We start from the raw sequence: 14,315 nt of genomic DNA, 5'->3' as shown, positions 1-14,315 counted from the left end.
ACTGACACACAGAAAGGAACAATCCATGGCCAAGCCTATTGGCGGCACATGCTATTTCAAGGTTGACGGCGTGCAGCTGGAACTGGCGTCGGACGATGTCACCATCGATATCCAGGCAACAGAAAAGAAAGGCGTTGTTGCCGGGTACTATACCGAGAGCGACTGCATTCCCTCCATCGAGGGCGAATTTGTCGTACCACGCAGTTTCCCCATGCAAAAAATCCTGCGCATGGACAACGGAACCATCACCGTTGAATTGAAGTCAGGCCTGACGGCAAGCCTGTCCGGAGCCTACCTGGCGGATCGGGCACCCGTTGAGGGTGGCAAAGGCACCATCAAGATGAAGTTCGAAGGCACACGGGGAGAATGGCTGTGACAGCATCAAGTATTACGCTGACCAAACCGGTTCATGCGCATGGCGAGGAGGTCCGTGTCCTGACGCTTCGCGAACCTGTGGCGGATGACATTATAATCTGCGGCTATCCCCTGAGTATCGGTGATGGCGGAGCCACGCCGCAGGCCGGGGCGATTGCCAAATACATTGCCCGGTTGGCCGACATCCCGCCTTCATCTGTTCGCAGCCTTGCTCCCGCTGATTTCATGGCTGCATTCCAGGTCATCATGCATTTTTTCGGGGGCACGGGGGCGGAACCGATAACTCCGGATTGATCGAGCGCTTGTTCGATCTGGCATGGGTATGGGGGTGGGGTGTGATCAGGCCCATCCCCCTGTCCCACCTTGACCTGTGGGAATGCCAGACCGTGCGCATTGCCAAAGAACAGAAAAAGTACGCGACAAAAGGATAGGGATCATGTCCCAGAGTTTCAGTCTCAAGGCAGTTATTTCTGCCGTTGACCGGGTGACCGGCCCCATGAAGTCCATCAACAGGGCACTTCAGCTGCCGGTAAAAACCATGCAGGCCGTATCCCGTGCAAGCGGCAATCTGGGAAGAGACCTGAGCATGGCCCTTGGTCCCATGTCCGGTCTTGCGGGGGTGGCCGGGTTCGGGGCCGGGGCTTTTGGAACCGCATCCATCATCAAGACCAGTGCCGAATTTGAACGATTCCGGAGCGTCCTGAAAACGGTGGAGGGGTCGGCGGAAAAAGCCGGGGCCAGCATGAAGTGGGTCGAGGATTTTACGCGAAAGACACCCTACCAGCTGGCGGAGGTCAACGAAGCCTTTGTCCAGCTGCGGGCGGCAGGACTGAACCCTGCGGACGGCACTCTCCGTAGTGCCGGTGATGCTGCCGCAGCCATGGGAAAGAGCATGGAGCAGGCTGTTGAGGCTGTGATCGATGCTGTACGGGGAAAAAGCGAGCGACTGGACAAGCTGGGAATCAAGGGCGAAAAAGCCGGCAACAAGATGGTGTATCGCTGGAGGCGGAACGGCGAGGACATGGTAACGGTCGCCGAAGCAAATGCAGAGAGTATCCAGAGAGCCATTGTTGGGATCTGGAACACTAAATTCCAGGGGGCGATGGACAATCTTTCCAGCACATGGGACGGCCTGTGGTCGAACCTGATGGACAGCTTCACCAGCTTCCAGAAAATGATTGGCGATGCCGGTTTCTTCGAGGCCGCAAAGGGAGAGCTGAAGGCTCTGCTGGGCTTGTTCGGCCAATGGGAGAGTGACGGGTCCCTGAAGGCTGTGGCGCGACAGATATCAGACGTCCTGACATCATCGATTCGTGGCCTGAAGAACACTCTTATGACCGTGAACTGGCAGCGTGTGTGGGAGGGCATGCAGCGTTTCGGATCCAGCATACAGCGCTGTGTCGATGCCGTGGGAGGGTGGGGAAATGCATTGATCGGGCTGGCCCTGATTATGAATGCACACGTTATCGTCTCGGTGTTGCAACTTGCGGGCGCTGTTGTCCGGTTGACAGCCGTCTTGTCTGTTGCCATCGCAAGGGTGACCGCCTTTGTCGCCAGGCTGGCGTTTGTAAAAATGGCTTCGGCCTTTGCCGTGGCCATCAACGGCATTGCCACCGCTATGGGAGCCCTGAACGTTGCGATGTGGGCCAACCCGATCGGTGTTGTTCTGGCCGGTATTGTTGCCGTTGTTTCTGCGGCATGGCTGCTCTACGACAACTGGGATGCCGTCTGCTCCTGGTTCCTCGGAATATGGGACAGCATGAAAATGGTTGTCACGGGATTCCGGGACTTCCTGTCCGGCGTGTTCAGCAATGATCTCGCTGCCATGTTTGAGGGCGTGGCGGCTCTTGGTAGGGGGCTGGCCGGTCTCCTGAACTCCATTTTTGCGCCATTCCAGTGGGTGTTCGAGAAAATGGGATCCTTGCTTGATATCGGGGGAAGAACCGAAATCGAGGCAGCCCTGACAGAGTCGGCAGAATTCAGGGCCATGCAGCAAAGCCATCATGACACGTCAACAGGCACATCCGTGCTTGATGCAGCGGCAAGCCGCAACCAGGTCAACGGAGAAATCCGGGTCAGCTTTGACAATGCGCCTCCGGGAATGCGTGTCTCCGAAGGCATAGCAGACCGGTCGGGACTGTTGATCAACCCGGATGTGGGATACCGGCGGGGAGCCATTGTCTAGCAGTGCAGCAAAAAAGCACGCAAGAAGAGCATTAACGGAAATACAAACCTATAAAGACAGCAACCCTTTCAGGAAGGATTGCTGTCATGCGCCTATATGTTGTTTTTCTTGTGTCGTTTCTGCTCTTCCCTTTCCCGCTGTCTGCGGCGGATATTCCGGCCACACTGAAGCGTGTCATTGACGGGGATACCGCTGTCATGCAGACGCGCGATGGCGAGAAGACCGTGCGTTTCAAAGGTATCGATACGCCTGAACTCAAGGGCCGGTGCGCCGCCGAGAAGCAGGCGGCCCGCCGGGCAAAAGCTGCAACAGAAAGGCTTCTGTCAAAAGGGACGATTACGTTGCAGAAGCCATCCAGGGACAAGTACGGGCGCACGGCAGCCTTTGTCCTTGTTGATGGGAAACCCGTTCACGTGGCCCTGATCCGGGCCGGACACGGGCGGGCCTATGCGGGCGGAAAGCGTCAGGGGTGGTGTGACGGACAGAATTAAATCACAAGCGGAGCGAAGGCTGATGGTGGCCGGATGGAGACAGAAACTGCAACCGGCATCCTTCAGGGGCGTGCCGTTTTTTGTGGATGGTGATGACCTTGAAGCAGGGCGGCGGATACAGGTTCATGAATACCCGCAGCGCGATACACCCTTTGTAGAAGACCTCGGGCGGGCAACCCGCAAGATTGCAGTCACGGCCTTTCTTGTTGGCCCCGATTACATGGCGCGCCGTGATGCGCTTTTGCAGGCTGTTGAGTCCGGTGCAACAGGTACGCTGGTTCACCCGCAGTACGGGAGCCTTTCTGTTGCGGTGGACGGAACATGCTCTTTCAGTCATTCACGGGAAGAGGGTGGGCTTTGCAGGGTTCGGTTATGCTTTGTCGAAGCCGGTGAGGCCGCCTTTCCTGCCGCGCGCATCGATACGGTGGCCGAGGCCTTGAAGCGTGCCGAGGCCCTGGACCGGATTGCCGGGCTCGATTTTCTGAAGAAATTCGGAATATCCGGCTTTCCCGATTTTATTGGTGACGCGGCTGTGGCGGATCTGATGCATGGCCTTTCCACCCTGGAAGACGCGCTCTTCATGCGCAATGCGGAGCCACTCGTGTTGCTTCAGTCAAAACTTGGAATCCTGACCGGCGATCCACGCAAACTGGTGGCAGCCATACAGGGCATTTTCCGTTCGCTTGGTAGCGACAAAAAGAGAGTACAGCCTTTGACCGCTGTTGCAGCCTTTCGTCCTGCCCCGCAGGCAGAGCCGGGGACAACCCGGTTACGGAAACAGGAAGGGCAAAACCGTGCTGCTGTTGCTTCCCTAATCCGGAGATCCGCATTGGCACAAGCCAGCCGCAGTGCCGCACTGTCACAGTGGTCTGTCCGCGATGATGCCCTTGCTGCCCGGGATACCCTGGTCAGGGCCTATCGCGCGGAAGAGGACATCACCGGGCATGGCAATGTCTTCGCCGCGCTTGGTGCGGCCCGTCTGGCGACAGCGCAGGATATTGGTCAGCGTGTGAAACCTCTACCAAGACTGGAGCGCATAACGGTGCCGGGTCCCGTGCCCGCACTGGTTCTGGCCTATGACCGGTACGAGGACATTGCGCAGGAGGCCGATATCATCACCCGGAACAACATTGCCCATCCCGGCTTTGTTCCCGGGTCTTCTCTTCTGGTTACAGGATAGGTCAGTGGAAGACAGTGTACTCCTGAAAGTCAATGGCCGGGAATTCGGAGGATGGAAGCGTGTCTCTGTAACAGCGGGTCTGGACCGGCAGGCGCGTGATTTCGAGCTGGACATAACCTTCCGCTGGCCAGACCGTGCCGCTATCCGCGACATGATCCGCCCGGGTGACTCCTGCCAGATTCTGCTGGGGCGCGATCTTGTCCTCACAGGATACGTTGACGCGACCCCCATACGTTACGACGCCGGTCAGATATCTGTTGGTGTCAGCGGACGGTCGGCAACGGCAGACCTTGTTGATTGCGCCGCCATCAACGAGCCGGGACAGTGGAATGCACGCCGGGTCGAGGACATTGTGACCGACCTGGCCGCGCCTTATGGCGTGCACGTCTGTACCGAAGTCAATACCGGCCCGATCGTGGAGACATACCAGATTGATCAGGGAGAAACTGTTTTCGAAAGCGTGGACCGCCTGATCGGCATGCGGGCGCTCCTGTCCACGGATGATGCAAACGGGCGTCTGGTTCTGACCGGAACAGGACGGATGCGGGCAATCACGCCGCTGATCCTTGGTCAAAACATTCTGTCTGCAGATGCCCCGCTGAACTGGAAAGATCGTTACAGCCTTTACCTGGTGAAAGGACAAGGCATAGGCGATGACAGTTCGGTGCATGATGCCCTGTCTGTGCGTGCCGAGGCCCATGACGCTGCTGTCAGGCGACGGCGCGTGCTGTTCCGGAAGCAATCCGGAGATGCCGACAGGAACTCGGCGCGGCTTGAAGCGCGCTGGGAAGCTGCTTCCCGCGCCGGACAAAGCGTGAAAACGCGCTATACCGTGCAGGGGTGGCGACAAGCGGACGGCAACCTCTGGGTACCCAACGCTGTTGTCATGGTACAGGATCCTGTTATCGGACTGGACGGAGAGATGCTGATCGGTGAGGTCACCTACTCTCTGGGGGATACAGGCTGTCTCTGCCATCTGACCGTGGCTCCGACCGGGGCGTGGGAACTGAAACCCGAAACCACACAAAAGGGCGGGGATGGACCTTCCGCCCTGACCAGGCCGGGAGAAACCCTGCTGAATTTCTGAAAGAGCGCATGGATGATCGAACGCACAATATCAACAGCCCTGCGCCCACTGGCGCGGCGGATAGAAAACATCCTTGCGCGTGCGCTTGTAACAGCCGTGAGCGGAGGAAGGCTTCAGGTGTTGCAGGTCAGTATACTGGATGGTGAGGTCAAGGATGGGGTGCAGCACTACGAACCTGCAGGATTTACCTCCCATCCGGTATCGGGTGCGGAGGCCCTTGTCCTGTTTCCGGACGGGGACCGGACCCATGCCATAGCCGCCGTGGTCACAGACCGTCGTTGTCGACCGGCTGACTTGCAGCCGGGGGAAGCTGCGGTCTTCTGCCCCGGTGACGGACTGGCCCAGATCCGTGCTGAACGGGATGGCACCATCCGTATCCGGGGTAAAAGAATTGTCCTCGAAGCCGATGGCGACATTGCGCTCACGGCATCGGGACAGCTGCTGGAGGAAAGCCGTGAACACAAGGTTCTTACAGGGACCTATGCTGCAGCCCGTAAAGTATGACAGGAACAACAGCCCATGTCGGGAATAGCCGTTAACGGACGTGATGTTGCGGGTGGGGCATGTCGTGGGGCAGAAACGGGCTGGTACCGTGTGGAAGACCGTGCGGTCGCCCTGCAGGGAGACCCGGTTGAGGAGCACGGTGAATCTCCACACAACAGTCCTGTTCTTGCCGAGGGAAAGGCTTGGTACACCGTCGATGGCATTCCTGTTGCTTTTGCTGGCTGCAAGGCAACCTGTGGCCATGTGGTCAGTGGGCGGGACTGGTACAGTGCGCTTGAAGGACCGGAGGCTGACAGGGCAATCATCAAGGCTGCTCCGCGTCGCGGAACATATTTCTTCGGTGGTGCAGGACTGAACGGAGCCTATATAGGCGACATGGTATCCGCTTTCCGGGAAGCTGGTCTTGACCCCGTATCCGCAGGCAATGGCAATCGATGGTCCGTGGACGACGGAGAAGGATCGCTGTTCGGCATGTTGGGAGATGCTTTCAGCGGTGTGCCGCTGCTGCGGGATGGCGAGGATACAGGCCGTCCCCTCGGCCTGGATGACTATGGAACACGTGGAACGCAGTTCAACCTGGTTGGCTATTCCTACGGCTCGCTGGTTGCTGCGCAGGTCGCCGTCAAATATGCCCGGGCGGGTGGTGTTGTGGACCACCTTGTCCTGATCGGATCGCCCGTTTCCCGCCCTTTCCTTGACCAGCTGCGTGCTACGGAAGGGATTGCGCGCATTCTGGTCCGGGATCTGTCGTACATGGGTGATCCAATTCGTGCCGGAATGACGTTGGGAGATCTTGTGGCTGCAGGACCTGTCCTTGTGGTACAGTTCTACGAACAGAAGGGCCATTTCCGTTACTCTCCCATGACGGCAGAGGCGGCCCGGAAACGGAGAAAGCTTGCTGCCTGGCTTTATGGGGTGGGCCTGAGATGAATGCCTTCTTATTCCTTGGACGAAGTCTCTGGGTGCTGTCGTGCGTGGTTCTGACAGCGACAGCGCTCTTGGCCAATTATCCCCTCGCCGGTGACATGCCGGTCAGTGCCTCCCTCTATGGCGGTGACCCTTGGGTGTATGCACCCTGGCTTGTTCCTCCGGTTATCGGTGCCGCCCTGGTGCTGCCGGGCCTGCTGTTGTGGCTGCCGGTTTGTTTGTTCCCTCAGTGTGGATCAAGGAAGCTTGTGGTGCTGCTTCTGGCCAGCCACGCTGTCGGCTTTCTTGTCATCCCCGTCATGATTTATGAGGGGTGGCTGCTTCGTCGCTGGATCTGCACGCCGGAAACGGACACGCCCTTGTCCAGCGCAGGATAATCTTTCTTTCCTACCTACATACAGCCGCCTTCCGGGCGGTTTTTTTTATGGGGCTTTCGTCGTGTCAAAAGCATCTCTTGAGGCGGTTTATGCCTCCGACCGGACAGCGCCGTCATCGGCCTTACCGGATTCCCTGTATCGGGCTGTCGAGAACTCCCTGTTTACATGGGCGCGGGCCAGACCGGACGATCGTTTGCCGGATGAATCCGGGCGCATGGGATGGTGGGGTGATGTAACCATTGCCAATGATCATTTCGGATCCCGGTTATGGCTTTTACGTCGCGAGGCCCTGACAGACCAGACTGTGGAGCGAGCCCGTGAATACGCCGCCGAATCCCTGTCCTGGTTGGTCAAGGATGGCGTCGCATCCCGTATTGATGTTTCAGCCCGGCGCATCGGCTTGTCCGGTCTTGGTCTGGTCGTAACGGTATTTCGTCATGACGGGCACCGTCTTGACCTTGATTTTCATAACGCATGGACGGCTATCAATGGCTGATATTGGATGGGTGCGCCCCCCGCTGCCGGATCTTGTCGCACAGATTCGCACCGACCTTCTGACATCCCTGTCCCTTGATGAGGTTTTGCGCCGCTCTGACCTTGAAGTGCAGGCCCGCGTCCAGGCCGCAGCCCTGCATACGCTCTACGGCTTCGTCGAACATCTGGCACACCAGATTCTGCCCTGCAGCGCAACCGGTGAATGGCTGGAACGGCATGGTGCCTGGCGTGGCGTGATGCGGAAGCCGGCGCGGGAAGCAACCGGATCTGCAGAGTTCAGGGCCAGCCCGGGAAGCCCCTTCCTGCCCCATACGGTCATTCCGGAGGGCACGCGCCTGCAAAAGGCAGGGGGCATTGACTATGTTGTCGCGGAATCCACGGTCGCAGAAGGCGCTTCTGTCGTGGTGCCGATACGCGCGGCAACCCCGGGGCAGCATGGCAATGCCGAGCCGGGTACCTTTCTGTCCCTGGTGAATCCTGTCGCCGGGGTACAGCCTGTTGCTGTCACCGGAGAGCTTTCTGGCGGCGTCGATCGTGAGGATCAGGAGGCATACCGGAACAGGATCATGCAGTACGACCGGATGACAGCGTGCGGCGGTAATCTCGATGATTACCGGAAGTGGGTCATGGAGACGCCCGGGGTAAGGGTCAGCAAGGTTTGGGTCTACCGGCACAGCCTTGGAACAGACGCCCACGGCATTACCTTTATTGTATCCGGACGGGCAGGATTTATCCCGACCGATGCAGAGGTTGGTCTGGTCCAGAAGCACATTGACCAGTTCCGGCCTGCGGGGGCGGACCCTCATGTTTTCAAGCCCGTGGAGATGCCGGTCAATCCGCGGATTGCAATCAGCCCGGACAAACCGGAAACCCGCCATGCCATTGAACAAGAGCTTCAGGACTTCTTTTTCAGGGAAGCAAAGCCCGGAGGTACGGTGCGTCTGTCGCGTCTGAGTGAAGCAATCAGCGCTGCTGCCGGAGAAGTCTGGCACACGCTGCACGCACCGGAAAGAAGCCTGGCCCTGGAAGCAGGACAGATTGCAACACCGGGAACCATACTGTGGGGATAACATGCGGGCCAATGATTCAGATTATCAGGGGCTTCTTTGCGAAGAGGCTCCCCGTGGACTGCGGCCCCCGGGCCCTGCAGGAGCAGGAGATCCTCAGCTTCTCAAAGCCTTGGCACCCGCGTTGGCAGCGGTGCACAACCGGGCGCTGGATCTGGTGGAAGAGGCGGATCCATCCACTGCGTTTACAATGCTGGAGGATCAGGAACGGGAATGGGGCCTTCCTGATGAATGTTCGCATGGGCGGGCAACGACCTTGCAGGAACGCAGGCAGGCCCTGCTCGCACGGCGGCGGGCGCGTGGCGGGGCAACATTGGCCTGGCTTAAGGGTCTGGCTGATGATCTGGGCTACCAAACCACACTTGTCGAACATCGTCCGTTTGTGTGCGGACAGGCGACATGCTCCGAAAGCGCCCTGAATGGTGGGCATGCCATCAGGCGCTACATCCGCGTTACGGTCCATGGCCCACGCGTGACCCTGTTTCGGTGTGCAGACAGCCAGTGCCTGGATCCGCTTGGAAAGATCGCACAGGCAGAGGATCTGGTCTGTCGGTTACGAAAGATGGCGCTGGCCCATCTTGATCTCAAATTCTCATATGAAGGAATATAAATCATGCGCTGTGTTGGGCCGGTATCCGGCATGACAAGTACAGGGCCTGTTCTGGCCGAGGATGGAACACCGTTCGTCAATGTCAACCCTGCTGCCAACACCCCCGGTTCTGCGGTTCCGGCACAGGTGTTCAATGTCATCCTGCAAGAGTTGACGCACCTTGTGAGGCATGCGGGCCTGTCTCCTTCCACAGATGACAGTGATCTGGAGCAGGTCCGAAAGGCTGTTGAGGCTCTGATTGCAGCAAGACGCGTTGATCCTGAAGACGCCACCCCCACCACACCCGGCATCGTGCGCCTGGCGACGGCGGATGAGGTCAGGGCCGGGACGGACGCGGAAAAGGCGGTCACGCCTGCGGCGCTGGCGGGCCATCTCTTGATGCAGAACGCTTTCATCAAGGCTGATCCGGACAGCGTGGTGTTCACCAGGACCGCTGCCAACGCGATCAGCCTGAAGGCCGGAACGGCTGTGGAGGTGCACGGCAAGGCCATCTCGTTTACAACCAATACGGCGGTGGTGATGCCGACCCTGACCCCAGGCACCGACTACGCGGTGTACGTCTGCGCCGATGGATCCGTGCGCGCCGATGCCAACTTCAAGGCCCCGGTCGGCTATACGGCAGCCAACGCGCGCAAGATCGGCGGCTTCCACTATGCGCCGGGCAGCAACGCGACGGCACAGGCGGGTGGCGACACCAACCCGGCGATCAATCCGTATGCGCTGTGGGATCTGAAGTTCCGCCCGGCGAGCAAGGACCCGCGCGGCATGACCCTGGTCGCGGACAGCTTCTGGGCGGATATCTATCTGCTGGGTGTCAACCACAATACGGACGGCACCAGCAAGTATGGCGTCACCATTGCCGACGGTTCAAGTCCGCCGAAAATCCCGGGCCAGTTCGGAGGCAATGGCTCCCGAACCTATAGCTCGCTCAACTGGTGGGAAGCCGCCGAGGTGATGCAGGCGCATGGCAAGCAGCTGCCCTCGTACGCCGAATTTTCGGCACTGGCCTATGGCACCACCGAGGCTTCTGCGCCGGGTTCTGAACCGCAATCCACGGTGCTGAATGCCGCGTATACTTCAAGGTGGGGCGTGGTCCAGGCGACCGGGTGTATGTGGGTGTGGGGGCGTGATTTTGCCGGTCCTTATGGTTCCACAGATTGGAAGGCGACGGGTGGCCGTGGCAGTACCTACCAGATGTCGAACGCCGTGATCCTGGGCGGTGAAGTTCGCTATCCGTCTTATTCCGGTGGACGCTGTTCGAACTGGGGGCACCCGGCATTCAGCGCCTACCATTACATCAGTGCACGCGGCGTCTGTGCCCACCGGATTCTTCCATGACCTTCCCAACGGAGTTTTTAACGGTGACCATCATCAACACCCGTGCCGATCTGGACGCCATCAAGGGCACACCGGCCCACGCCGAATTCATGCGCCTGCTGCGCGGCACCATGACCACCATGACCGACACCCGGACGTACCCCGAAGACTACGGAAAACCCGAATACAAGGGGCCAAAACTGGACCCGATATGGGTCGAGATCGAAACGCTGGAAACCATCACCCGCTTCGGCTTCACAAAAGAAGAACTGATGCAGGCAAGCCCCGATATGGGTGGCACCGAGTAGCTACGCACGAGGATTTCATGGAGATCATTAACTGGGTGCCTCCCGATTGGCGGGGGGCGCTGGCGGCCAGCGCGTTTGTTCTGGTCATGATTGCCTTCTGGCCAAGACGACAACGGCTGATCGACATGGTGCTCGTGCGTCTCGGCTGCTCTGCGCAGGAAATCAGCAATGTCGAGCACATTGACAAGCGCCTCTGGAGAGAAGCTGACATCAAGGATTCCGGGCTGCCCATACCAATTATCTGTATCGACAGGAAATACAGGGTGCGTGTCTATAACCGTGAGGCCGAGAAGCTGGCCGGACATCCATGGAATGCAGCCTATCGAGCCGATGTTGGTTTGTTACTGACCGAACAGGATGCCGCCGTTCTACGTCATGAACTGGGTGCATACTTGCGCGACAGACACGGAGACAATGCATTGCGCATGGTCGGTGCAAAACGCTCCCTTGGTGTAGAGCGCCCCGATGGATCCATTCTGGCGGTCACAGCCAGTATCACGGACTTTGGCAATGGTCATGGCGGCTGGCAAATCGCGCTTCTGGAAAGCGGCTCTACTGGTTCTGCACGAACATTAAGAGACAAATGATGATCGGGTATCCGCCTGTTCCTGCGGTTTTACCGGCATCGGAATCGCACCCACCTTTATCCATCTTGACCTGTGTGGAACAGAGTTCCACGCACCACGTCCTTTGGTGTGGACGTATTGAACGGAGATTCTCATCATGGGGCCAGTTGTAACAGCGCTCCTGCCTATTCTTGGCGGCTTGCTGGACCGCATTATCCCAAATTCTGCAGAAGCAGCAAAAATAAAGATCGATATGGAACGGCAGCTGATTGAGGCAGCTGAACAAGCCGCGCGGTCACAAAATGAGGTTAACAAGATTGAAGCCGCAAGTGGCTCCAGCTTCCGGGGCGGCTGGCGGCCCTTCATCGGGTGGGTATGCGGCTGCGCCCTTGCGTTCCAGTTTTTTGTGGGGCCGCTGTTCTTTTGGGCAGCATCTGCATTTGGTCTTGCTCTCCCACCGTTACCGCAGTTCGACAGTATGCTGATGGAGCTCATTTTCACGATGCTGGGAGTCGCAAGCCTCAGAACAGTCGAGAAGATGAGAGGCGTCACATGAGATTCCCGGCAACCCTGCGACTCCGAAAAAAGGATACATTTTTGGATACTTAATTGGTTACTTTTCTGGATACATTCAACAAAGGCCACAGAAATAGTTGTTGTTTATCAATGCATTGGTATTTTTCCTGCTTTGGTTAGGAGATTTCCGGGTGCGCCATAAAAACCCCCGCGACTGAAACATGTCGCGGGGGTTTTTGCTTTAAAAACAATGCATTAACGGGACCCCTTCTGCCCCCTCCGGGTTTGGGATACGTTAAACAGCGCGTTTTTGGATACATTGGGATCGCAACGTGACCAGTCGCTATATCCTGCAACAAGGGCGTACACTCTATTTCCGGCGACGGGCACCCATGGGACTGCACTTTCGGCCTCTGGACACAACAGGCATCAGCAAGTAGAGAACGCTCTTCCCGCTACCCGTCAGACAACAGGATATAAATCATGAAGGAAAAACTCCGCGCTCTTGCGGCAGCCTTGGTTCTTGCGGTGATCCTAGGGGGTATTGCGCTGGTTGTCGGTGGGTTGCTCATTGGATTGGCCATTGCAATACCCGCCTTGATCATCCTGGCGATCCTGTTCGGAAAGCCCACGCGGGGCATACACATCAAGCTCAGGCCCTAGCCCTGCTTGCCCCGGATGGCGTGACACGACAGATCATCGCGCAACCATCGGGACACCTGCCCGGCCAGATAGCCCGGGTCCTGACGCAACCGCCCTTTCAGGGCACATTCCCAAATCGTCAGAACTCTCCAGCCTGCTTCGACCAGACACCGCTGTACTCTCTGGTCACGTGTGCGATTTCCCTCGATCTTCCCAGCCCAGAAGGCTGTGCGCGTAGCGGGAAGACGAAACAGCGCGCAGTCATGTCCATGCCAGAAACAACCATGAACCATGATCACCGCCCGATAACGGGGAAAAACAAGGTCCGGTGTCCCCGGCAAACGTTTGTCATTCAGCCTGTAGCGAAACCCAAGACGGTGAAGGACAGAGCGTACCACACGTTCCGGAGCCGTGTTGCGACTGCCTATGCCAGCCATCATGCGGCTTCGGGTTGCCTTGTCGACGCAATCAACCAACACCGGCCTCCTCTATACAAGATGGCGCACACGCCCCGACAATCCACGGGGACAGGTAGCGGGCCAACGCCTGAACCACCGGCACAACGACAGCATTGCCAAGCTGGCGATAGGCCTGGGTATCCGATACCGGGATTATAAAATCGGCGCATCCCGGGCTGTCAAACCCCATCAGACGAGCACATTCACGCGGGGTCAAACGGCGCGGAGAGCCGGAAGGACGGGCCACCAGTATTTCCGAACCATCCTTGTAATAGCGGGCCGAAAGAGTTCGGGCCGTACTGCCCGGTCCAACCAGGCCATACCCAAAGCCATTGCCCCGGGCCCGGTGACGGGCCGCATAGTCCTGTAGATATACCCACAGGCGCGATGACAGGACATAACGTGGATCCACCGCACCACCCGGACCGGTATAGGGTGGATCCGGGGTCTCGGTTCCATCTTCAGGATGAAGAATGTCAGCCATGGTTGGCCACCGATCGCGATCCGGCATCGGCATCGGCATGGCCTGAAAATCAAAATCCTCTCCACCATCACGAAAACCGATCATAAAAATACGTTCGCGGTGCTGTGGAACAAAGGGACGCGCATCAAGAATACGCCATACAATGTGGTATCCAAGGTGGCGGGTCAGGGATGTCCGGATAACATCAAACGTTCTTCCCTTGTCATGCGACACAAGGTTCTTGACGTTCTCCAGCACGAAGAAACGCGGACGATGGGTGGCCAAGATACGTTCAATCTCGAAAAATAGCGTGCCCTGGGTCTGACAGTCAAAACCATGGGGACGCTTGAGAGCATTCTTTTTCGAAACACCGGCAATGGAGAAGGGCTGGCACGGGAATCCTGCCAGCAGAACATCATGTTCAGGGATTTGCGCCGCAGAAACAGCCGTAATATCACCCTCGAAAGGATGGTCATCGCATCCAAAGTTGGCCTGATATGTTTCCCGTGAGTAACGATTCCACTCGCTGGTAAAGACACACGCACCACCAATAGCCTCGAAGCCGCGCCTCATGCCCCCGATACCGGCGAAAAGATCAATAAACCGGAACGCAGGCACACCACGGGTTAGCCGCAGATTACCACGGCAAGCCTGAAAAGATGACACAATCGGCCCCCCTGACCGCTGTCTGTCCCCACAGACTGGCAGTACAGGGCCTCCGTTACAAGAGACGGGTCACGCGGCATA

General features: G+C 58.1%; 19 protein-coding genes. 17 read left to right on the top strand and 2 right to left on the bottom strand.

Features of this window, described 5'->3' with window-relative positions:
- Positions 1–25: 25 nt before the first annotated feature.
- The 17 genes from HEQ72_RS07535 to HEQ72_RS07455 all read left to right on the top strand — a co-directional run bounded on the left by HEQ72_RS07535 (position 26) and on the right by HEQ72_RS07455 (position 12,668).
- The gene (locus tag HEQ72_RS07535; protein ID WP_066133147.1) at positions 26–376 is read left to right on the top strand and encodes a phage tail tube protein; all 351 of its coding nucleotides are present in this window, start codon (positions 26–28) and stop codon (positions 374–376) included.
- Complete coding sequence (locus HEQ72_RS07530; RefSeq protein ID WP_209316213.1) at positions 373–669, top strand: phage tail assembly protein; 297 nt, start codon at positions 373–375, stop codon at positions 667–669. Before HEQ72_RS07535 ends, HEQ72_RS07530 begins: the two co-directional genes overlap by 4 nt.
- A gap of 142 nt (positions 670–811) precedes the next feature.
- A complete protein-coding gene (locus HEQ72_RS07525; protein ID WP_168023015.1) occupies positions 812–2,560 on the top strand; it encodes a tape measure protein in 1,749 nt (582 codons plus the stop codon).
- Positions 2,561–2,646: 86 nt separating this feature from the next.
- Positions 2,647–3,051 (top strand): thermonuclease family protein, encoded by a 405-nt coding sequence (locus tag HEQ72_RS07520; RefSeq protein WP_168023014.1) that lies wholly within the window; start codon positions 2,647–2,649, stop codon positions 3,049–3,051.
- Positions 3,052–3,073: 22 nt separating this feature from the next.
- Positions 3,074–4,231 (top strand): DNA circularization protein, encoded by a 1,158-nt coding sequence (locus tag HEQ72_RS07515; RefSeq protein ID WP_168023013.1) that lies wholly within the window; start codon positions 3,074–3,076, stop codon positions 4,229–4,231.
- 4 nt (positions 4,232–4,235) lie between these two features.
- Positions 4,236–5,318, top strand: a complete 1,083-nt coding sequence (locus tag HEQ72_RS07510; protein ID WP_168021279.1) for a phage baseplate assembly protein — start codon at positions 4,236–4,238, stop codon at positions 5,316–5,318.
- A gap of 12 nt (positions 5,319–5,330) precedes the next feature.
- Positions 5,331–5,822, top strand: a complete 492-nt coding sequence (locus HEQ72_RS07505) for a phage baseplate assembly protein V (protein ID WP_168021280.1) — start codon at positions 5,331–5,333, stop codon at positions 5,820–5,822.
- Positions 5,823–5,837: 15 nt separating this feature from the next.
- Positions 5,838–6,752 (top strand): hypothetical protein, encoded by a 915-nt coding sequence (locus HEQ72_RS07500; protein ID WP_168023012.1) that lies wholly within the window; start codon positions 5,838–5,840, stop codon positions 6,750–6,752.
- A complete protein-coding gene (locus HEQ72_RS07495) occupies positions 6,749–7,126 on the top strand; it encodes a hypothetical protein (RefSeq protein ID WP_168023011.1) in 378 nt (125 codons plus the stop codon). The genes HEQ72_RS07500 and HEQ72_RS07495 overlap by 4 nt, the downstream gene beginning before the upstream one ends.
- Positions 7,127–7,187: 61 nt before the next feature.
- Positions 7,188–7,622: a phage GP46 family protein gene (locus tag HEQ72_RS07490; protein ID WP_209316212.1), complete on the top strand. Its 435-nt coding sequence runs from the start codon at positions 7,188–7,190 to the stop codon at positions 7,620–7,622.
- Positions 7,615–8,691 (top strand): baseplate J/gp47 family protein, encoded by a 1,077-nt coding sequence (locus HEQ72_RS07485; RefSeq protein WP_168023009.1) that lies wholly within the window; start codon positions 7,615–7,617, stop codon positions 8,689–8,691. Before HEQ72_RS07490 ends, HEQ72_RS07485 begins: the two co-directional genes overlap by 8 nt.
- A gap of 1 nt (position 8,692) precedes the next feature.
- Complete coding sequence (locus HEQ72_RS07480; protein WP_168023008.1) at positions 8,693–9,298, top strand: putative phage tail protein; 606 nt, start codon at positions 8,693–8,695, stop codon at positions 9,296–9,298.
- Between the two features lie 3 nt (positions 9,299–9,301).
- Entirely contained in the window at positions 9,302–10,636 is a 1,335-nt protein-coding gene (locus HEQ72_RS07475; protein ID WP_209316211.1) for a hypothetical protein, read from the top strand.
- Entirely contained in the window at positions 10,633–10,923 is a 291-nt protein-coding gene (locus tag HEQ72_RS07470) for a hypothetical protein (protein WP_168023007.1), read from the top strand. Before HEQ72_RS07475 ends, HEQ72_RS07470 begins: the two co-directional genes overlap by 4 nt.
- 17 nt (positions 10,924–10,940) lie before the next feature.
- The gene (locus HEQ72_RS07465; protein WP_168021286.1) at positions 10,941–11,510 is read left to right on the top strand and encodes a hypothetical protein; all 570 of its coding nucleotides are present in this window, start codon (positions 10,941–10,943) and stop codon (positions 11,508–11,510) included.
- Between the two features lie 136 nt (positions 11,511–11,646).
- The gene (locus HEQ72_RS07460; RefSeq protein ID WP_066133103.1) at positions 11,647–12,045 is read left to right on the top strand and encodes a 3TM-type holin; all 399 of its coding nucleotides are present in this window, start codon (positions 11,647–11,649) and stop codon (positions 12,043–12,045) included.
- Positions 12,046–12,488: 443 nt separating this feature from the next.
- The gene (locus tag HEQ72_RS07455; RefSeq protein ID WP_168021027.1) at positions 12,489–12,668 is read left to right on the top strand and encodes a hypothetical protein; all 180 of its coding nucleotides are present in this window, start codon (positions 12,489–12,491) and stop codon (positions 12,666–12,668) included.
- Here HEQ72_RS07455 and HEQ72_RS07450 read toward each other — a convergent pair.
- Together HEQ72_RS07450 and dcm are read right to left on the bottom strand one after the other, a co-directional pair.
- Complete coding sequence (locus HEQ72_RS07450) at positions 12,665–13,126, bottom strand: very short patch repair endonuclease (protein WP_322099238.1); 462 nt, start codon at positions 13,124–13,126, stop codon at positions 12,665–12,667. The two genes, HEQ72_RS07455 and HEQ72_RS07450, sit on opposite strands and share 4 nt — an antisense overlap.
- Positions 13,116–14,234 carry a DNA (cytosine-5-)-methyltransferase gene (dcm, locus tag HEQ72_RS07445; protein WP_322099499.1) on the bottom strand — a complete coding sequence of 373 codons (1,119 nt, stop codon included), beginning with the start codon at positions 14,232–14,234 and terminating at the stop codon, positions 13,116–13,118. The genes HEQ72_RS07450 and dcm overlap by 11 nt, the downstream gene beginning before the upstream one ends.
- Positions 14,235–14,315: the final 81 nt, after the last annotated feature.

It is taken from the genome of Haematospirillum sp. 15-248 (genome assembly GCF_012102665.1).
In the GTDB taxonomy this organism is placed as follows: domain Bacteria; phylum Pseudomonadota; class Alphaproteobacteria; order Rhodospirillales; family Rhodospirillaceae; genus Haematospirillum.
The sequence above is the reverse complement of the archived record's forward strand: the minus strand, read 5'-3'. Positions and strand labels throughout refer to the sequence as shown.